Source organism: Mesotoga sp., assembly GCF_035363035.1.
Lineage (GTDB): Bacteria > Thermotogota > Thermotogae > Petrotogales > Kosmotogaceae > Mesotoga.
In genome coordinates, this window is the sequence record NZ_DAOSEH010000002.1 from 66,202 (window position 1) to 84,988 (window position 18,787).

Genomic DNA, 18,787 nt, shown 5'->3' on the forward strand with positions numbered 1-18,787 from the left:
GGAGGGATACTGTGAGTGATGTCTGCGCGATAATCGTGATTATCGAAAGAGGAAGGGCCGAGGAGATAGTAAAGGCCGCACGGGCCGCCGGAGCCAGAGGGGCAACCGTGAGCTTCGGAAGGGGCACGAGCGACAACGAAATCAGGAAGTTCCTGCACATAAACGTGGAGTCTTCGAAGGAGATCATACTCATACTCACAAAGAAGAGTGATCTGGATGGTATATTCCAGGCCGTTGTCGATTCGGGAAAGCTGGAAGAGGACGGAAAGGGAATAGCTTTCGTGCTGGATGTCCCGAAAATGGTAGGCAGATTGTGAAAGCGATACGGACAAATTGCCGTGTCTCCTATCGTTCCTGACTCTTTCTTTTCGAACCCATTTTGATCAGCTCGATCTCCTTTTTGCCAAGCTTTTTTATCTCTCCGGGTCTGGGCACCAGCGATATGTCGAGACCGCCGATCGAAACCCTTACGAGGCTAACAACGCTCTTTCCCAGGGCTTTGAACATCTCCCTTATCTCTCGTTTGTGACCTTCGTGAAGTATCAACCTCAGAGTTGTGGTCTCTCTGTCGCTTCTGACTAACCTGATTCTTGCGGGCGAAGTGGTAAAACCATCCTCCAGAGTTATCCCGTCTCTGACGGTCTGCAATTGAGCGTCATCGAGTTTTCCGCGTATTTTGACAAGGTAGGTCTTTTCGATCTCCGAGGCGGGATGCGAAACGAGATGGGCCAGGTCTCCGTCGTTGGTCAGAATTAGCAGTCCGGAAGTTCCCTGGTCGAGCCTCCCGACGTGGAAGACGCGCTCTTCTATCTTCCCGGCTATAAGGTCCGAGAGCGTCTTCCGGCCGCGATCGTCAGTCATGGCGCTGAGATATCCGGCCGGTTTGTTGATCAAATAGACAACCGTGGCCTGTTTTTTGAATTCCAGGGACTTGCCGTCGAATTCGATCGACGAGCTTTGCGGATCGAGCTCCCGTCTGGGGTACCTCTCGACTTCCCCGTCAATCCTGACTCTCCCGTCCAGTATCGCCTGTGTCGATTTTCTCCTGGACAGACCCGTCAGCCGGGACAGTATCTCCTGCAGTCTCAATTTCCTCTCCTCCGCCCAGGGAAAGGCCCTGGACAATCTCCGAAAGATCTTCCAGCTGGAAGAGATCGTAGAATTTCTTCGTTATTCTGTAAAGATACGGGCGGCCCGGCAGCTTGGATTTCCTCTTGCCGATCAACCCCATCTTAGATAACTCTAGGAGCTGGTTCTGTGTAGAACGGCCCCTGATTAGTTCCACGTCGTTCTTAGTGAGGGGCCCCTTTATCGCGACGATCGCGAGGGCCTCCATCTGGGTGTCGGTTATACTGACTATCGGTCTGGTGGATATCTGGCTCACGTAGTTTTGCAGCTCGGGTTTGGTGTAGAACCTCAACTTGCCGTTGATGGATTTTATCATCACTCCGTGTTCGGAAGTGGCGTAATCGCTCTCGATTTCGTCCAGAAGGAGTGTTACCTGGTTTAGCTTCATCCCCACGATCGAGGCGATCTTCCTGGGCTCTATACCGTTCCTGGCCGAGAATATGAGAGCCTCTATCACGGCTTTTCTGGAGAGTTCATCGTTCATGTGAACGCCTCCTGATTACCAGAGGTTCCAGGCTCTCGAGTATGTATCTGTTGAGTTTTAGAAGCTCAAGGATGGCGAGAAAGGAAACTATTATTTCCGACCTGCTTTCGAGCTCCCTCAGGAATTCGTACAGCTCTATCCTGTCGTAAAGCCCTTCTATCTGCTGCATCCTGTCTTCAAGCCTCACGCTTTCGGCGACTATCGTGTACACTCTGTCTCTCAAAGCAGTTTCTTTCAGTATCGATTTGAAAGCGATCATGAGTTTGTCGGGCAGCTCGTCGCCCCTATCGGCTTCAACGGCGGGCTTCGCCATGGCTCTCTCGTAGCTGTAGGAATCGTAAAGCTTTATTCTGAAACGTTTGGAAAGTTCCTTCACGGTCTGGTACTCTTCGACTCTCCTGAAGAGTTCCTTCTGCTGATTCTCGAAGACCTCCGCCTCCTTGTCGCTCAACCTGGGGAGCAGGGCTTTGGACTTCATCTCCATCAAAGTGGAGGCCATCACCAGGAAGTCGGAAGCAATATCCATATCCAGAGATTTCATCTTGTTTATGTGGGCTATGAACTCATCGGCTATGAAGGTTATCGGTATCGAGCGAATATCGACCCGGTGTTTTTTGGCTAGATATAGTAGCAGGTCGAGCGGTCCTTCAAATTCCGGTAAATTGAAGACCAGCTGCAGCTGCTCCACTTCTACCACCCCAGCTTCGTCGCTTGCAACACTTTGCGCATAGTTTCCTGCGCAATGGCGCGGGCCCTTGAGTTGCCTTCCTCTATTATTCTATCGACCACCTGTGGGTTGTCCTTCAGATAGGCCAGTTTCTCCCAGACCGGCGAGAGGCTGGTCACCAGGTTCTTCTGCAATAGCTTCTTGCAGTCAAGGCAGCCGATTCCGGCGGTTTTACAACCATTCACCACCCAGTCCTTCTCGCTCTGTGAGGTGGTGAAGGCTTTATGGTAATCCCAGACCGGACATTTTTCTGGATCGCCGGGGTCGGTCCTGCGTTTTCTGGCCGGATCGGTCATCATGGGGGCCAGCATTTTCCACAGTTCCTTCTCGTCGGTATCTATGAGTATGAAGTTGTTGTAGCTTTTGGACATCTTTCGACCGTCGGTACCGGGCAGTTTGGGAACCTTCGCCAGGATCGGCTCCGGTTCGGGGAAGACCTCGCCGAACTGATTGTTGAATTTACGCGCCACTTCCCTCGTCAATTCAACGTGATAAATCTGATCCTCTCCCACGGGAACGCCATTGGCGAGATACATGAGTATATCGGCAGCCTGCAAGACCGGGTAGAGGAGGAAGCCCCCGCTCGAAAGATCCCTGTCCAAAATCTGCTCTTTTTGATCCTTGTAGGTGGGAACCCTCTCGAGTCTCGATACGGGAATGAGCATTGAGAAGTAAACAAAGAGCTCGGCGTGCTCCTTTATCGCCGACTGTATGAAGAGAACGGACTTCTCTGGGTCGAGCCCCACGGCTACATAAGTCCTGATTATATCCAGTGTCCACTCCTTGAAATTTTCCGCGACGTCTATATGAGAAGTCAATCCGTGCCAGTTGGCAACGAAGTAGAAACAATCGTTCCCGCTGTCCTGAAGCTCCTTCCACTTTTCAAGCGTTACAAAATGGCCCAGATGAAGTCTGCCGGTAGAGCGCATGCCACTGAGAATCCGCACTGAAATCCCTCCAAACCCGAAACTCTGACTCTATACGATGTCCGGTCAAGCCGGTACGGTAAAGTTCTTACAATGTATTTTAGCACAGAATGATGTTATCATATTTGAGGGTTTACTATAAAAAAACAGGTATCGGGAGGTAATATATGAAATTCAACACCCTTCTAATCATTCTCGTCGTGGTCATGGTCGGTATGACCGCCGTGAATATGTTTATGGCCTTCAACAACAGGCTGGATATCGAAACGCTTTCCTCTTCGAGCAACTATACATACGATTATGAAGGTCGCGCTACACTGGATATAGAGACTGAGATCCTCTTCAACAAACCTAATCAGATGACACAGTTTCTCGAGCAGTACGAAAAGCCTAAAGAGCAGCAACAGGCTGATTTCCAGGAGTCCATCACCAAGTTCGCCGAGAGTTTCAAGAGGATCATGACGGTGGAAGACTTCCAGTCAACTGCAACGGTGCTGGGTTCCAACCGGGTAAAAGTGGTCGAGCACGCCGTAATAGCGGGCTTTTCTGCAGTTGAGGAAGGCATTGTAAATACGGACATGGGCGATATGGAGTTCGATCTCACGGGTGTAGAGTCGTCGCTGACTTTGACAATTCCGGTCGGTGCTAAGGTTGTTAGCGTAGAGCCGGAACCGAGCAGCACAATAGGAGGAAACATCTTCATATGGAGCAACACCGGAAAAACGCCCTTCCCGAAGGTCAGGTTCGGCCAGTGAGAAATACGACGGATGAAGCGGCCTTTTTCCTGAAGCTACTCAGGAATTCGCACAAGACTGTCGTCCTGACCGGCGCCGGTGTCTCTGTGGCCAGCGGTATCCCCGATTTCAGGAGTCCGGATGGGCTTTACAGCAAAGTCTCTCCGGAGGTTTTCGAGCTGGATTTCTTTCTAGATAACCCTGCCGAATACTACAAAATCGCGCAAGAGAGAATACACACGATGGCAGACAGAAAACCCAATCCCACTCATTTTCTGCTTTCCAGGCTCCAGCGCGAAGGCATGATAGGAGAGATAATAACTCAGAACATAGATGGCCTGCAGCAACGCGCCGGCGCTAAAGATGTTATAGAGCTTCATGGAAGCGTCTCTTCTTTCTCTTGCATGAAATGCCACAGGAGTTATTCCAAAGACGAGCTGGAAAAGTTGTTTGAGGAGAGCGAAGTTCCCTGGTGTAACTGTTCGGGACTGATAAAGCCCGACATCGTTTTTTTCGGCGAGACACTCCCAATCGAGGCCATTAACAGGGCCGAGCGTGCTGCGATCGATTCGGAGCTTTTCGTGGCGATGGGTTCTTCGCTGGTTGTCTATCCAGCGGCGCAGTTTCCCGTGATAGCCAAGTCCTCCGGCGCAATTCTGGCGATAGTTAACAGGGATTCAACAGGCCTGGACTATATGGCCGATAACATATTCAATGTCACTCTCGAGGAGTTCTCCGGCGAGATTCTCGCCCTTCTGGATGGAGGAACATGAATCTGTAAGACCCGTAAAAATCCTTTTCGAAAGAGTATTCGTAGTTTTTCAGCGGAGCCACCAGCTCGGACAATCCCTTCACGCTGTACTCAGCGATCTCCAGATAGACCCGCTTCCCTTCAGGGAGATGTTTGAAAAACTCACGGTAAAAATCAAGCCCGTCGCTGCCACCGTCGAGCGCCAGGAGGGGTTCGTATCCCGCCACTTTCCTGTCGAGCGATTTCAGCATGGAAGTCTTTATATAGGGCGGATTGGACACTATTACCTCTATCTCTTCCAGGAAGTCTTCCAGGGCGGCCAGATTGTCCCCGTGGTAGAAGCGTATATTGCTCAGACCGTTTTTGGCGGCGTTTTCCATGGCAACTTCCAGCGCAGCCAGAGACAGATCGCTGGCAAAAACGCGAGAGTGAGAAAGATGGCTGGCCAGCGCGCAGGCTATGGCGCCGCTTCCGGTGGCCACATCGGCGAAGACGGTCGAATCTCTCTCTCTGTCGATAACCATCTGCACCAGCTCCTCGGTCTCCGGTCTGGGTATGAGGACCGAATTATTCAACTTCAACCAGACACCGAGAAAATTCCGCCGGCCAACAACATAGTCCAGAGGCTCCCCTTCGATTAACCTTTCTATCGCGCCTTTCATAGAAAGGCACAATCGGTGGGGTACCTCCACCGTTCCGAGGATAATTTCGCTGTCGCTTAAATAGAGGAGTTCTTTGAAGAGGAGACGAACAACAGAGCGGGAACAGTCGATCCCCGCTCTGTCGAGTCTCTCTATGCAGTTTTTTAGAAGTTCTTTCGCTTTCAAAGCCCCAGAATCTTCCTCACATCATCGCTAGCCATCTCGGGAGTCCAGGGTGGGTCGAAAGTTAGTTCCATCTTCACGTCATTTATTCCTTCGATCTCACTGACCTTTCTCCTGGCGTCTTCAAGCATCAAGCCTGCCAGAGGGCACATGGGTGTGGTCATTGTCATCTTCACCTTCACGTTGCTGTCTTCTACTTCCACTCCGTATATGAGGCCGAGCGAGACGATATCGAAACCTATCTCCAGGTCGTAAACCTGACTCAGGGCCTCCATCACTTTCTCTTTAGTTATTTTCAAGACTGTTCTCCTTCGCTGTTATCGTAATATCTCGTAATTGTTGAATTCTGCTTGAACGGTTCGAATTCTTTTTCTCTCCAGCTCTTCCAGAGAAGGTCCCTCTTCTCGTTGATAAGGGTTTCTTCTATCTCACTGCGCATTTCATCCACACTTTTGGTGCCGGCCGGTGTATAGGAAACCAGGTAGATAACCGCGTATCTGTTGTCCATCGTCACAACCGAAGGAAGTAACTCACCCTTGGTGGCTTTGAATAGCGATCTCACAAGCTCGGGGTTGACGCTTTCGATCTCCTGCCTTGTATAACTCTTACTCTGAACGTCGGGGAAGGTGTCCAGTACCGCGGCCGGATTAGAATCCCTGGAAGCTACTTTCCAGACGGAATAAGCTTCCGAGAAGGAATCGAACAGGAGGAGTTTAATGGTAACTTTCTCTTCCTCCACCGCGTATCTGGAGGAATTGGCCTGGTAGTACTGAATGACTTCATCCTCGCTCAATGTCGCGTTTTCCGTAACGGCTAGATAAAGGGTGTTCAGGACTTCTCTGTAGGCCAGATCTCTGACGACCTTCGACTCGTAGGACGCAAGACCGTCTATGTAGCCCTTGAGTATATAGAAAAGATCAGCGTCGGATTTTGCTATATTCAGCTCTGTGAGCGTATCCATGATGGATTTGTTGACCGTTTCCCTTATTGCCTTAATATCTATCTCGATTCCAACCGACTGAGCGTATTGCATCACCAGCGTCTCTTCGATCAGAGTCTCGAGAGATCTCTTCTCGTATTCTGCCAGCAAATTCTGACCGGCCTGAGTGTTGAGAAGTAGATCGGAAAAGACCGGATCGACTTCTTCTATACGCTTCGAGATCTCCGTATAACTCGGCAGAACCTTTGAAAGAAAGGTATCCATATAAATGATTTCACCGTTCACCGTGGCCGCCACGGTATCGTCTGAAGCATTCTCGGTCTGAGCAATAACGGGGATAACAGTAGAAAGTATAAACAGGACAGCGATAAGCAGCCTCTTCAATTTGTACCCTCCTTCGCTTTTTCCCACAGATGATTCAGCTCATCTATGGTCATGCCTTCTATTTCTAAACCGTACTTCTCAATATGACTCTCCATCTCATTGAAACGGTTCACGAATTTTTCGGTAGATTTTCTCAAGGCCGATTCGGGATCCACATCGAGAAAGCGGGAGAAGTTAACGACCGTGAAGAGCAGATCTCCGATCTCTTCCTCTATCTTTTTCTTGTCGCCAGACTTCACGGCTTGATCGACTTCCTCTATCTCTTCGTCGAGCTTTTCCCGTGGACCGTCTATCTTGGTCCAGTCAAACCCAACGGCCGAGGCGTTCTCCTGTACCCGACGCGCGAGGCTGAGCGCCGGAAGAGCCCTGTTGATCTTTCCGATCGAAGATTTCTGTCCCGGCGCTTCACCCTTTTCAGACGCTTTGATCTTCTCCCACTGGCGGTAGGAGTAACCGGGGGAGCTAGAGAAGACGTGTGGATGTCTTCTCACGAGCTTGTCGGTCAGAACCTTTATCACATCGTTTATATCGAAAGCATCCCTTTCGGCCGCCACCTGCGCGTGAAAGATCACCTGTAACATGACATCTCCGAGCTCTTCGACCAGTTCGGCATCATCCCGCCTGTCGATCGCTTCCAGAACTTCGTAAGCCTCTTCTATCATGTACGGTTTTAGGCTTTCGTGAGACTGGGCTATATCCCACTCACAGCCTCCCGGTGAACGGAGCCTCTTCATCGTCTCTATCAATTTCAACCAGTTTTCCTTCAATTCTCCATTATTCACTTCAGTACCTCCGGAGTAAGCAATCCAGCCCTGAACAGCCGGTCTTCGTTCACGGCGCTATCTCTCAACCATCTCGAAACCAGTTCCGGTCTTGCACTTTCCCTTACCGGTTTGTACGTCAATCTATGCCACATACTTGGGCCGTAAACTGTGATGGCCTTCAGGTGTTTCTCGGTTCCGTATCCTTTGTGCCGTTCATAACCGTACTCGGGAAAGAGGTTCCCCAGATCGTTCATCAGTCTGTCCCTGAAAACTTTAGCCATCACCGACGCGCTGGCGATCGAGGCGCTCAACCTGTCGCCCCCCACGATGCACCTTCCCCTTATCTTCAAATTCAGGTATTTCCCGTCGATAATCACGTAAGAGGGCCTCACGCTAAGTCCGTCAAGAGCACGGTTCATGGCCAGTTTCGTGGCGTTAAGAATGTTCAGAAGATCTATCTCCTCCGGTGTCGAGAGACCGATCCCAACATATGCGCGATCAGCTATCTCCCCGTAAAGCGATTCCCTGTCCTTCGCGGAAAGAAGCTTGGAATCGTTGACTCCCCTCACCGGACCGCGCAATATCACCGCGGCGGCAACCACTGGACCGGCCAGCGGACCCCTGCCGGCCTCATCCAGCCCGGCGACGGTTCCAAACCTCTCTATGAATGTCGAATCAAAACGTTCAAGCGCTTCATAGTCTTCTGAAGATCTCATAAGGCGATTATACATCAGACTTCGATTGCCTTCACGAACCGGATTTTACCGTCGATAACAGGGGTGGGAAGAGCGGGAAGAGCCGTCCTTCGTCAGTCGTCCCGGAGCGTGGACCCGTCCTTGGAAAGAGCGAGAAGAGGAGAGAGAAAGAGAGAGGAAGAGAGATAAGAGAGGGCGAGACGCGAACTCTGGATGGCAGTCCTTCTTTCTTCCCATCATGCCGGACCCCGATCCGGCATCTCTCCCTCACCTACAACACACCATCCACCACGGTTCCTTTGAACGGTTTCTATCCCCCTCTCAGTCATAATGTAGCAGGCCGAAAGTGTTATAATAACTTATCAGTAAGGTATCGATTCCAAACCAACGCTTGGGAGTATGGAGGTGTGGAGATGTCCCGAGGTGAGGTCAGAAAAGAGGATGCAGCAACTCTGGAGAAAAATCTGCGAATCATTTCTACAAGGATAAGAAGAGAAGGTCGAAAGGTTCTGAGGGACTTTCCGATAACTCCCGCGCAATTCGATGTTCTCCAGACACTTTTCTTTCAGGGCGAAAAGAGGATGAGCGATATAAGTCGCAATCTGGGGATAACCAAGAGTACCACTACCGGCCTCGTGAAAAGACTCATAGATGCCGGCTTCATCGAAAGAAGACGCTCTGAAAGAGATCGAAGATCCTTCATTATTGGTATTTCCAGTTCGGGAAAATCCCTCATCGAAAAGGTTATCGACAGAAGAGTGGAATATCTTCGTTCCGTGATGACAGAGATAAGTACCGAACAGGTTGTATCCCTCGAGCAAATAGTCTCCCTTCTTCTCGAAGTTATGGACAGTAAAAAAACGGCAGAATAACCGTTTACCGGAGGTAAAGATGAGAAGAAAACTACCAATCTTTTTGATTGTTGCGCTCGTGTTTGCAGTGATTCTCATAGCTCAGTCAACAGTGCGCATAAAGGCCGACGAGCTTCTCGCGACGGAAAGACAGGAAGTCTTCACGTTTTTGGGAAACGTCATGATAAACAAGGACGGCGACATCTACGTCGAGACGCCCCTGGCAACAGTCACTAAGGGCGCGACCGACTGGCAGTCGTTCATAACCGGGGGCGAAACGTTCGTTATCTTCCAGACCGGCGAGGCAACTGCGCTGTCGCTCGACTACAACCTGGACAATTCGACCGGCCTGATGAAGGACGTACCCGTTGCGACGATCTATTCCAAGGAAGAAGGCGAAAAGGATATCTACATATATAAAACGGATATCCTCAAGTTCGACCAGAAAAACGAGTATTACGAAGGTTTCGCCAAGGAGACGGAAGACGCGACTCCGGAACTAATATTCATAGACTACAAGGGCGATCTCAAAGTCGATACGCTCTACTTCGAATACCACGGAGACACGGGAATGCTCAACCTGAAGGGTAATGTTTTCGTGAACGACGAGAAAAACAGCAGGAAGATCTGGGCCTCCGAATTGTTGTACAATACGGAAGACGATTCCTTCAAAGGATTGAACGTCGAGATAGAACTCGTATTCTAGCGAGGTGCAGGAGGAGAATTATGGTAGATATCAGGCTGATCCGTGAAAATCCCGAACTGGTAAGAAAAGCTCTAGAAAATCGACAGATGGGACAGGAGCTGCTGGAAGAGATACTTCAGCTCGATGCGCAGAGAAGGGAAGCGCTACAGATAGTTGAGCAGAAGAAGGCCGAAAGAAACAGCATCTCTTCCGAGATAGCCCGCGCCAAGGCCAGCAAAGACGATTCCAGGGCGCAATCTCTCATGGATAAAGCGAAGGAAATCTCCTCCGAAGTAAAGGAACTGGACATTAGAACCTCCCAGATAGAAGAAGAGCTACGCCAGAAGATGCTGTATTTGCCGAACATCCCGTCGGAGAAAACACCTGTTGGCAAAAGCGAAAGCGACAACGTGGTGGTGAGGACCTGGGGCGAACCGAGAAAACCGGCCTTCGAAGTCAAACCGCACTGGGACTTTGGCCCGGAGACAGGTCTAATAGACTTCGAACGTGCAGCGAAACTCTCCGGAGCACGCTTCGTTATACTGAGAAAGGATCTTGCACGCCTGGAGAGGGCTATAATGAACTTCATGCTCGATCTGCACCACAGCAAGGGTTATGAAGAGGTAGTCCTCCCCTTCATGGTCAAGAGAGAGACGATGCTTGCAACCGGACAGCTCCCGAAATTCGAAGAGGAGGCATATAGAATAGAGCCGGACGATATGTTCATGATACCGACCGCCGAGGTCCCGCTGGTCGCACAGCATGGCGAGGAGATAATAGACGGCGAGCTTCCCAAGAAATACACGGCCTACAGCGCCTGTTTCAGGAGAGAGGCCGGATCTTACGGCAAGGACGTTCGTGGCATGATAAGGGTCCACCAGTTCGACAAGGTGGAACTCGTCTGGTTCACCCACCCAGACTCCTCCTACGATGCGCTCGAGCAACTCACGGCCGACGCCGAAGACGTGTTGCGCAAATTGAAGCTGCCTTACAGAGTGGTGGCGCTCTGCACCGGAGACATAGGGTTCGCCTCGGCCAAAACCTACGACCTCGAGGTCTGGCTGCCTTCCTACAACACCTATAGGGAGATCTCCTCGTGCTCGAACGTCGAAGACTTCCAGGCGAGGAGGGCCAACATAAGGTTCAGGGACATCGATAACAAACTCAAGTTCGTTCACTGTCTCAACGGCTCCGGACTGGCCGTGGGAAGAACGCTCGTGGCGATAATCGAAAACTACCAGAGAGAAGACGGCAGGATAGACGTGCCCGAAGTTCTCGTTCCCTACATGGGCCAGGAGGTAATCGGATAGTTTGCCCAACGCCTTCTTCGTGGAAGTCTCGGGCGATACCGTAAGGCTCGACGGTATCGAAGCCAATCACCTGAGAGTGGTACGGGCGAAAAAGGGAGATAGACTCACAGGGACGGACGGCAACGGCGGCATCTACAAATTCGTGCTGGAGGAAGTCCAAAAGCACGAAGCCACCGGCACGGTAATCGAAAAGGAATTCGTGGAAAGAGATGGCAGAACGATAATAATAGCCGTGGCCGCAACGAAGTGGCCGCGGCTTCGCATTTTACTGGAGAAGGCGACCGAACTCGGGGTAGATCGCATAGAACTCTTCCAGAGCCGGCGCTCGGTGGCGCTTCTGGATGGTGAAAAACTCTCCAGATACACGGCCGTCGTGAGAGAAGCCGCCAAGCAGAGCGTGAACCCATACCTGCCGGCGGTGGAGCTGCAAAGAAATCTCGATCTGTCGGGAGCTCACAATCTGCTCCTGGACTTTCAGGGCAAGCCGCTCCGCGAACTCTCGAAAGAGCTCGGCGCCAGAAGAAAGATAAGACTGATCGTCGGCCCCGAGGGCGGTTTCACAGAAGAAGAGATATCGGGGATCTCCGCCGCCAGCACGAAAGTCTCGCTGGGCAGGAGAACACTGAGGGTGGAAACGGCCGTGATAGTGGCACTCGGTCTATTGAACGACTACACCGAAAGAATATAGAGGAAAGGTGGCGCAAGCAAGATGATTTTCACACTGACTTTGAACCCGGCTCTGGACAGATATCTCTACACGGGCAAACTGGTCGCCGACGATACCGTCAGGGTCGATAAAATCAAAGATTACCCTGCCGGCAAAGGTGTCGATGTCTCCCGGGTCATAAACGAGCTGGGCGGCCACTCGGTGGCTATCGCCTTTCTAGGGGGGCGCATAGGCGACGAGATCGAGGAGATGCTCAACGACGAAGGCGTCGTTTACGCCTCGGTCAGGACCGACGGCGAAACCAGAATGAACATACTTATCGAAAGCGACGGCGGGCAGTACAGATTAAGCCTTCCTGGACCGGGTCTGAGCGAAAGAGAGATAGACAAACTCCACAAGACCCTCGACATACTTCTAAGAGAGGGCGACACTCTGCTCATGTGCGGCAGCGTTCCCGGGGGTATCGGCAAGGATATTTACAGGGTTCTCTGCGAGAGGATGACCGGGAGAAAGATCAAAGTCTACATAGATTCCGACAAAGAGCCTCTGGCCGAAGGCGTCAAAGCCTCGCCAACAGGTATAAAGCCGAACACTCACGAACTCGACAGGCTGCTGGGAAGGGAAAGTGGAGGCGATTACGAAGAGGCTTTGAGAGAGGTTTCGGAGAGATACTCCATACCCGAAGTTCTCCTCACCATGGGAAAGGAAGGGGCTATGGCCATGATCGAGGGGAGAATCTACAGAGTCGAAGTACCGGTAGTACCCGTCAAAAGCGCGGTCGGCGCGGGAGATTCCTTCCTCGGGGCTTACTGCATGTACAGGGAGATGGGCGGCACCGTGGAAACGGCCCTCAAAATGGCGGGAGCGGCCAGCGCCGCAACGGTCATGACGCCGGGCACCGAGCTGTGCCGGCGCGAGGACGTCGTAAAAATCATGGAGAAGGTTAAAGTGAACAAAAAGGCCCAGATCAGGGATTGGAGATAGAGATCGAAGGAGGCGTCGCTTTTGGTTATTGAAGAGAGTGGCTTCAAAAGTTTTCTAAAGAAAAAAGGCAAAAAGCAACAGGTAATCGACGATCTCGTATCGAGCGTGAACTACTACCGGGAATTTCTGCTGAAGATCTGCGGCAAAACTATCGAAAACTCTACCGGGGACGATCTTTTGAAATTCTCGCAAATTCATGAAAACGACAGGGGTCTTCTGAAGAAGAGACTCCGCGGTATCGCACTGTACTACAGTTTCATCTCGAGAGGCGAGCTCGCAATACTGGCGTCCGATCTGAGAGAAGAGGAAATCTCCAAAACCCGCAGGGTTTTCAGGCTGGAAGACTTCAGGGGCGTAGATCCCGAAGATATCGAAAAGCTTGCCATTATCGGAATCCACGACGCTGGACAGATGATAGATGCCGCAAAGACGCCTGAACTGAGAGAGAACCTTACCCGAAAAACCGGCATAGAGATGGAGAGAATTCTAGAGTACGTCAAACTATCGGACCTGAGCAGGATGCCTGGAATGAAGGGCATCAGGGCGCGGCTTTATTGCGACGCTGGCGTGGATACGGTTGAAAAACTGGCATCGTGGGATCCACAGGAACTCCGCGAGATGCTGATCAAGTTCGTAGAAGAGACCGGTTTCGACGGTATAGCTCCACTGCCGAAAGAAGTGAGAAATACCGTCGAATCGGCCAGGGTCATCGAGAGAATCGTGGTCTATTGATCTCTTCGAACTTTTCCGGCAGACTTTTGCCGGGATCGTCGTCGGCGAGAGCCTTTAACCGGAGACCCCAAGCACGGCAGGCAATTTACAGTTGACTTCCATCGTGATACTTTCGATCAAAAAACCCTCAGACTTTCCCCGTATAATTATTTCTGCCATGGCTGTGGAGGTGGGAAGGGTTGAGGACGCTAAAGGAATCTACCATGAGAGAAGACTACATCGACTGCGTGAACTCGGTAATCGACTATATTGAGGAGAACCTTTTCCGATCGATAACCCTGGAAGATCTCTGCTCTGAGATCTTCTATTCACCGGTCCATCTTCAACGCATCTTCTACTACACCGTCGGTGAGACGATAGGCCGGTACATAAAGGGAAGAAGACTGAGCGAGGCGGCCGAAAGACTGGCTGGCACATCGATGTCGATACTGGAGATCGCCCTCCAGTGTGGTTACGATTCGCAGGAATCCTTCACGAGAGCTTTCAAGAGTAGATACTGCGTTACACCCGGTAAATACAGGCGCCTGGGACTGCATTTCACACTTACTCACAGGAAACGGCTCACAAAGAAAAGGATCGAAAGACTGATGGGAGGGATAAACATGGAACCAAAAATCGTAAAACGAAAGGCCTTCAAAGTAGTGGGACTGAAGTACTACGGAAACGATCCCAAGAACAATTGCCCAAAGCTCTGGCAGGAATTTATGAAGAGGATAGGGGAAATCAGGAACGCTCTACCGGTTATGGAAAGCTACGGCCTGATGTGTACCGGTGAGGAGGATTTCGTGGACGGCAAGTTCGACTATATCGCCTCAGTGGCCGTTTCGGACCTTGACAACATACCCGAGGGAATGGTGGGAGCCGAAATACCGGAAGCCACTTACGCCGTGTTCACCCATAAGGGCAGGCTCGACACCCTGCAGGAGACCTATGAGTACATCTACGGGAACTGGTTCCAGAACTCGGAGTATGAACCCATCGGATTGAACGAGTTCGAACTCTACGACGACAGGTTCACCGGTGAAGAAAGCTCCCAGTTCGATATATACATCCCCTTGAAAAAGAAGGCGTAGCGACTCATAACGCTATACGGGGATCTTATAATATTTATAAGATCCCCCATTTTTATAAGGTCTCCAGTAGCCACTGAATACTTTCGTCTATAACCTCTTCGAGATGGTCTTTACCCTCGAACAGATCGTAGATATGCCCGGAGTTTTGAAGGAACAGCCTCTCCGGTCCTTCGTGGTAATCGATGAATATCCTTCCCGATTGCGGCTGAGGAAAGACTATGGCGTCGGTGAGACCCGAGACCACCATCAACGGGCCGTCGTAGCGTGCCACCTCGGCTACCGGGTCTACGGTAAAAAGCTCGTCGAAGAACTCCTTTTTCAACACCGTCGTCCCTCCCCACGAGATACTGGCCAGGATCGGCTCACCCGGCGCGGCTTTTATCGACGAGCCCACCGCATCGGCGCCCAGCAAGGCCGAATATGTGTAAACGGGAATAGCAACGGCCGACCAGAGAACGACACTCCTCACCCGAACGTCCCTTGCCGCAACACAGGCCGCAACCAGACCGCCCTGACTGAGGCCCAGAACGGCGATCTTTCGCTTATCGATCTCCGGAAGGCTCTCAAGAAAGGAAATCGCGGCGATCGTATCGTTTATCTGACCGGAGAAAGTCGTCTCTTCCCAGCTTCCCTCGCTTATACCCGAACCCCTGAAATCGAACCTGAGAGAAGCGAGCCCGGCCCCGGCCAAATGTTCGGCGGTCATTTCGTACATCGAACCGCCCGTTCCCCCCACCTCGAGGTCGTTCATGTGACCGAGGAAACCGTGGAGCAGGAGCACCACCGGAAAGGGCCTGTCGCCGGTCTCCGGCAAAGTGAGAATCCCGCACAGCGTTTGACCGTCATTCTCGAACGAGACGGCTCTCTCGATTGCGACGAACTGAGGACTGACTGTCTGACAGAAGGCCAGAGCAACGAAAAACAAAAATGCCGCTATCGCAAAACTCTTAACTCTCACAAAGACACCCCCTCCAGTTCAGTATAACAGGGATGAGAGATATATTGATTCGTGAATACTCCGAAGTCAATTTGATGTTCGCTTGGAACATAACCCTAAAAAACAAACGGCTAACGAGCCCTTGAGGTTCTCCAGCAAGTAAAGATTCTGCTGTTATGTCATATATATTAGTCTCTAGATTAAGTATTTCGGATTTGTGATCGTATAATTGAGAGGATCGAGAGATTTCCAGTAGTGGAGGTTTTGTGATGAGGACAGGTAAAGCGTTTCTGTTGACGGCTATATTAGTGCTGCTGGTTTTGACTTCCTGTGTGAAGCCTTCGATACCCGACGAGTCTTTCACTTACGGCAACACGTTGCTCGTGAGTTTCGTGGAGTACGTGACGGGTCCGGTGGCAGCCGGCGTGGCCGTCGAGGTCTTTGATGGTGAGAGCGGCGAGCTTATAGGAGAGGGTGTGACTAATGAGTCAGGTCAAGCGTTTATAGAGCTAGTGTGGCATCTGGAAGAAGAGAACGCAGACGAGAGGACGGTCACGATCGTTGCCAGCAAAGAGGACATGGCCACAAGCGCCATGAAGGGGTTGAAGGTGCCGCTTCATTCTCTGTCTGAGCAGATCGATACCGGACCGGTAATGGCCGATATGGCCATCCGCAGGGCGATGGTCGATCCCGAAAGTTCGCGTTTTCCCAATCTGGATATAGTTCTATCTGGCGTTACGGGAGAGGCGACGGATCCGACCGGTCTATCGTTTTTCAAGGTAAAACTGGACTCGGATCTGGAGTATGAATCCTGGTTCCGCCTCTATGTAGGAGTGGGGTACGTACCCTGGGAGATGGGATACGATTTTATGTCGGCAAACAGGTCGGAAATGACTTTTACCGTCACCTCGAACGGCTATTCCGGTGAAGTGCCCATTCATGTAGTGGTTTATGATTTCAACAGAGCCAGGCTCGACCAGGTGATCTATCTAAATTTCGCCGATGGTGAGACCACACAGGTCGAGAAATTTGCGCCCTCCGGCCTTTCTGTGCTTTCCATTACCTCCGACACGAGATTCGAGTACTGTTCGCTTTCTGAAGAGACCGTTGAAGAGACTCCCACCCCAGATGAAGCGGAGTATGGAGAGGCCATCTCGAAAGAAGAGACAAACATCTATATAAAACTGTCCTGGAAAAGACCGCAAGATGACGTGGGCCTCGCGGGTTACAACATCTACCATTCCGTTGACGGTGTGACTTACAGAAAGGTCGCCTTCAGGAAATCTCCAGATTTCTTTGACTCCGGGATAGGTATTGAGGCCGGTAAGAGATACTACTACAAAGTGAGGTCACTCTACCTTGACGGGAGCGAGTCGGAGGACAGCAACGTGGTGTCGCTCGTGCCGCTGGATATCTTCAAGGTTAAGCTTATATCCCCGTTGAACAACTCTACGGGAGTTTCGAGACGGCCGGTCTTGCGCTGGGCGCCTGTAGATAAGAAAGATCACAATAAGGTGCCGGTACTTGACGGGGGGTTGCTGAACGAAAACGAGATCGTTTACCATTACACATGCATGATATGGGACACCGTTCAGAGTGGTCCTCAGCTGATCTTCCCGCTTAACCAGGATTTAGAGAGGTTCGATTTCGTTACAGAAGGACCCCGACAGGTATCGGTGAAGTTTCTCGATCCCTCCTGGTCTGGCAGGGGCATGGACTGGTTTTTCCTGTTGAACACGGAGATGGAGATGTTCCCATTCGACCGTCTGGAAGCCTTCAAGACCTATGAATGGGGCCTCGACTACGCTTACGCCTGTTATACTGGCGACGACAGCGACGGAAACGGTTCGCCGGATTCTATGGTCTATTCTGTGACGATCGACAAGAGCGATGTCGTGGATCTACGCGTCAATCACGCCGATTATCTAAACCGTTTCACGACCTGGCAGGACAACTGAAGGGGGTGGTGTAAATGAAAATGAAAAGAATCAAGTTGTTTGTGGTCGTCGCTGTGCTGGTTTCAATATTCACCTCCTGTGTTAAATTTCCTTCGGGGGATTCCATAATCGCAGATGTCGAGACCGTCTGGAGAGAATTTCAGAGCGCACCTCATCTTGAAGGCCGGCTCATTCTGGGGTATTCCGATTACGGTGTGGTCGAAGAGATCTGCAGGTTGCTCGGGGCGGAGGTCACGGTCGATATAAAGGTGTTGAAGGCTGTCGGTCTGCGCTTCGATTCCACTTTCGAGGATGCCCTGGAGCAAATGAAAGGTCTCTTCGAATCGAAACCCGAACTATTGAGAGCGGTGAGATATATAGAGCCCAACTACGAGATGGAACTTATAGCGCCTTCGCTGGATGAAGTGGTCGGTGTGGCCGGTCAGACAGTCCCGACCGCTCCGGGTGAGATCCCGAATTTCGAGCAGTTCCTCTGGGGAATCAGGAAGATTCGCGCTCCACAGGTCTGGGATGCCGGATACGATGGGACAGGTATAATCGTCGCCATCCTCGATACTGGCATCGACTCTACCCACCCAGATCTTCAGGGCCAGATCGTCAGCAGATACGACCCGTTGAAGGGTTCAATAATAGATCCGGAGATAGATTACTCTTTCGGTTTTCATGCTACGCACGTCGCCGGTATCATCGCGGCCAGAAAAAACGGCAGCGGTGTCACCGGTGTGGCGCCCGGAGCCAAGTTGATGGATATACCGATCTTCCAGCCCGAATTTATAGGCGACGAGTTCGTCGCGGCCGGCATAGTCTATGCCGTCGATAACGGGGCCACGGTACTTTCGAACTCCTGGGACGGCAAGGGGTTTTCGACCTTACTTTACGAAGCGATAAGTTACGCTTCGCGGGCCGGGGTGGTCTTCGTGAACTCGGCCGGAAACGATCACGTCAACGAGGTCCGCAACCCTTCGGTTTATCCGGGAGTGGTTATGGTGGCCTCATCGTCGGCCATCGACGGGATAGCTTATTCTTCGAACCGGAGCGTCAAACTCTCGGTGGCCGCTCCAGGTGATTCTACGATCCTTTCGACCATTCCGCTCTGGGCCGAGGAGTATTACAGCTATCCGGGACTCCCCTACGCTTACTTCGGCGGGACGTCGATGGCCTGCCCGCACGTCTCGGGCGCGATCGCCATTCTCCAGCAGAAATACAAGGATATGGGACTGACAGTTTACCAGT

At 51.5% G+C, this 18,787-nt stretch carries 22 protein-coding genes; 12 read left to right on the forward strand and 10 right to left on the reverse strand.

Translation table 11 applies throughout. From position 1 onward, the window contains the following. Window positions 1–11: 11 nt before the first annotated feature. On the forward strand, window positions 12–317 hold the full coding sequence (locus tag PKX57_RS00765; RefSeq protein ID WP_213922577.1) for a P-II family nitrogen regulator: 306 nt from the start codon (window positions 12–14) through the stop codon (window positions 315–317). A 28-nt stretch (window positions 318–345) separates the two neighbouring features. On the opposite strand, the gene PKX57_RS00770 is transcribed toward PKX57_RS00765, so the two are convergent. From PKX57_RS00770 to trpS, 4 genes are read right to left on the reverse strand one after another with little or no spacing between them, the layout of a single operon-like run. Then, entirely contained in the window at window positions 346–1,089 is a 744-nt protein-coding gene (locus PKX57_RS00770) for a pseudouridine synthase (protein WP_213922578.1), read from the reverse strand. Beyond that, complete coding sequence (scpB, locus tag PKX57_RS00775) at window positions 1,001–1,612, reverse strand: SMC-Scp complex subunit ScpB (protein ID WP_213922579.1); 612 nt, start codon at window positions 1,610–1,612, stop codon at window positions 1,001–1,003. Before scpB ends, PKX57_RS00770 begins: the two co-directional genes overlap by 89 nt. Further along, complete coding sequence (locus tag PKX57_RS00780) at window positions 1,602–2,309, reverse strand: segregation and condensation protein A (RefSeq protein ID WP_470745510.1); 708 nt, start codon at window positions 2,307–2,309, stop codon at window positions 1,602–1,604. The genes scpB and PKX57_RS00780 overlap by 11 nt, the downstream gene beginning before the upstream one ends. Further along, complete coding sequence (trpS, locus tag PKX57_RS00785; RefSeq protein ID WP_213922581.1) at window positions 2,303–3,286, reverse strand: tryptophan--tRNA ligase; 984 nt, start codon at window positions 3,284–3,286, stop codon at window positions 2,303–2,305. Before trpS ends, PKX57_RS00780 begins: the two co-directional genes overlap by 7 nt. Before the next feature lie 146 nt (window positions 3,287–3,432). Between trpS and PKX57_RS00790 the strand changes: the two genes are divergently transcribed. Next, window positions 3,433–4,020, forward strand: coding sequence for a DUF4897 domain-containing protein (locus tag PKX57_RS00790; RefSeq protein ID WP_472415775.1), 588 nt, complete (start codon window positions 3,433–3,435; stop codon window positions 4,018–4,020). After that, a complete protein-coding gene (locus PKX57_RS00795) occupies window positions 4,017–4,772 on the forward strand; it encodes an NAD-dependent protein deacylase (protein WP_472413812.1) in 756 nt (251 codons plus the stop codon). The genes PKX57_RS00790 and PKX57_RS00795 overlap by 4 nt, the downstream gene beginning before the upstream one ends. Here PKX57_RS00795 and prmC read toward each other — a convergent pair. The 5 genes from prmC to PKX57_RS00820 are packed head-to-tail and all read right to left on the reverse strand — an operon-like array spanning window position 4,717 to window position 8,378. Then, a complete protein-coding gene (prmC, locus tag PKX57_RS00800) occupies window positions 4,717–5,577 on the reverse strand; it encodes a peptide chain release factor N(5)-glutamine methyltransferase (protein ID WP_470745509.1) in 861 nt (286 codons plus the stop codon). The genes PKX57_RS00795 and prmC overlap by 56 nt on opposite strands. Beyond that, a complete protein-coding gene (locus PKX57_RS00805) occupies window positions 5,574–5,873 on the reverse strand; it encodes an iron-sulfur cluster assembly protein (protein WP_213922585.1) in 300 nt (99 codons plus the stop codon). Before PKX57_RS00805 ends, prmC begins: the two co-directional genes overlap by 4 nt. Continuing rightward, window positions 5,870–6,898 carry a peptidyl-prolyl cis-trans isomerase gene (locus PKX57_RS00810; protein ID WP_472415777.1) on the reverse strand — a complete coding sequence of 343 codons (1,029 nt, stop codon included), beginning with the start codon at window positions 6,896–6,898 and terminating at the stop codon, window positions 5,870–5,872. The genes PKX57_RS00805 and PKX57_RS00810 overlap by 4 nt, the downstream gene beginning before the upstream one ends. Continuing rightward, window positions 6,895–7,680 (reverse strand): nucleoside triphosphate pyrophosphohydrolase, encoded by a 786-nt coding sequence (mazG, locus tag PKX57_RS00815; RefSeq protein ID WP_470745507.1) that lies wholly within the window; start codon window positions 7,678–7,680, stop codon window positions 6,895–6,897. The genes PKX57_RS00810 and mazG overlap by 4 nt, the downstream gene beginning before the upstream one ends. Then, on the reverse strand, window positions 7,677–8,378 hold the full coding sequence (locus PKX57_RS00820) for a ribonuclease HII (RefSeq protein ID WP_472415779.1): 702 nt from the start codon (window positions 8,376–8,378) through the stop codon (window positions 7,677–7,679). Before PKX57_RS00820 ends, mazG begins: the two co-directional genes overlap by 4 nt. A gap of 392 nt (window positions 8,379–8,770) precedes the next feature. Here PKX57_RS00820 and PKX57_RS00825 point away from each other — a divergent pair, with 392 nt between their 5' ends. The 7 genes from PKX57_RS00825 to PKX57_RS00855 all read left to right on the forward strand — a co-directional run bounded on the left by PKX57_RS00825 (window position 8,771) and on the right by PKX57_RS00855 (window position 14,659). Further along, window positions 8,771–9,229 (forward strand): MarR family transcriptional regulator, encoded by a 459-nt coding sequence (locus tag PKX57_RS00825; protein ID WP_213922588.1) that lies wholly within the window; start codon window positions 8,771–8,773, stop codon window positions 9,227–9,229. A gap of 19 nt (window positions 9,230–9,248) precedes the next feature. Beyond that, complete coding sequence (locus PKX57_RS00830) at window positions 9,249–9,914, forward strand: OstA family protein (protein WP_213922589.1); 666 nt, start codon at window positions 9,249–9,251, stop codon at window positions 9,912–9,914. 20 nt (window positions 9,915–9,934) lie between these two features. After that, window positions 9,935–11,203 (forward strand): serine--tRNA ligase, encoded by a 1,269-nt coding sequence (gene serS, locus PKX57_RS00835; protein ID WP_472415781.1) that lies wholly within the window; start codon window positions 9,935–9,937, stop codon window positions 11,201–11,203. Between the two features lies 1 nt (window position 11,204). Further along, window positions 11,205–11,891, forward strand: coding sequence for an RsmE family RNA methyltransferase (locus PKX57_RS00840; RefSeq protein ID WP_213922591.1), 687 nt, complete (start codon window positions 11,205–11,207; stop codon window positions 11,889–11,891). 21 nt (window positions 11,892–11,912) lie between these two features. Continuing rightward, window positions 11,913–12,854 (forward strand): hexose kinase, encoded by a 942-nt coding sequence (locus PKX57_RS00845; protein ID WP_214047498.1) that lies wholly within the window; start codon window positions 11,913–11,915, stop codon window positions 12,852–12,854. 21 nt (window positions 12,855–12,875) lie between these two features. Then, window positions 12,876–13,586 (forward strand): DUF4332 domain-containing protein, encoded by a 711-nt coding sequence (locus PKX57_RS00850; protein WP_214049092.1) that lies wholly within the window; start codon window positions 12,876–12,878, stop codon window positions 13,584–13,586. A 179-nt stretch (window positions 13,587–13,765) separates the two neighbouring features. Next, window positions 13,766–14,659 (forward strand): AraC family transcriptional regulator, encoded by an 894-nt coding sequence (locus tag PKX57_RS00855; protein WP_472415783.1) that lies wholly within the window; start codon window positions 13,766–13,768, stop codon window positions 14,657–14,659. 52 nt (window positions 14,660–14,711) lie between these two features. Here the strand turns inward: PKX57_RS00855 and PKX57_RS00860 are convergent, their stop codons facing one another. Continuing rightward, window positions 14,712–15,617 carry an alpha/beta hydrolase gene (locus PKX57_RS00860; protein ID WP_472415785.1) on the reverse strand — a complete coding sequence of 302 codons (906 nt, stop codon included), beginning with the start codon at window positions 15,615–15,617 and terminating at the stop codon, window positions 14,712–14,714. A gap of 248 nt (window positions 15,618–15,865) precedes the next feature. Here PKX57_RS00860 and PKX57_RS00865 point away from each other — a divergent pair, with 248 nt between their 5' ends. Together PKX57_RS00865 and PKX57_RS00870 are read left to right on the forward strand one after the other, a co-directional pair. Next, complete coding sequence (locus tag PKX57_RS00865) at window positions 15,866–17,554, forward strand: hypothetical protein (RefSeq protein WP_213922982.1); 1,689 nt, start codon at window positions 15,866–15,868, stop codon at window positions 17,552–17,554. Window positions 17,555–17,568: 14 nt separating this feature from the next. Then, a partial coding sequence (locus tag PKX57_RS00870) for a S8 family serine peptidase (protein WP_472415787.1) occupies window positions 17,569–18,787 on the forward strand: 1,219 nt, incomplete at its 3' end.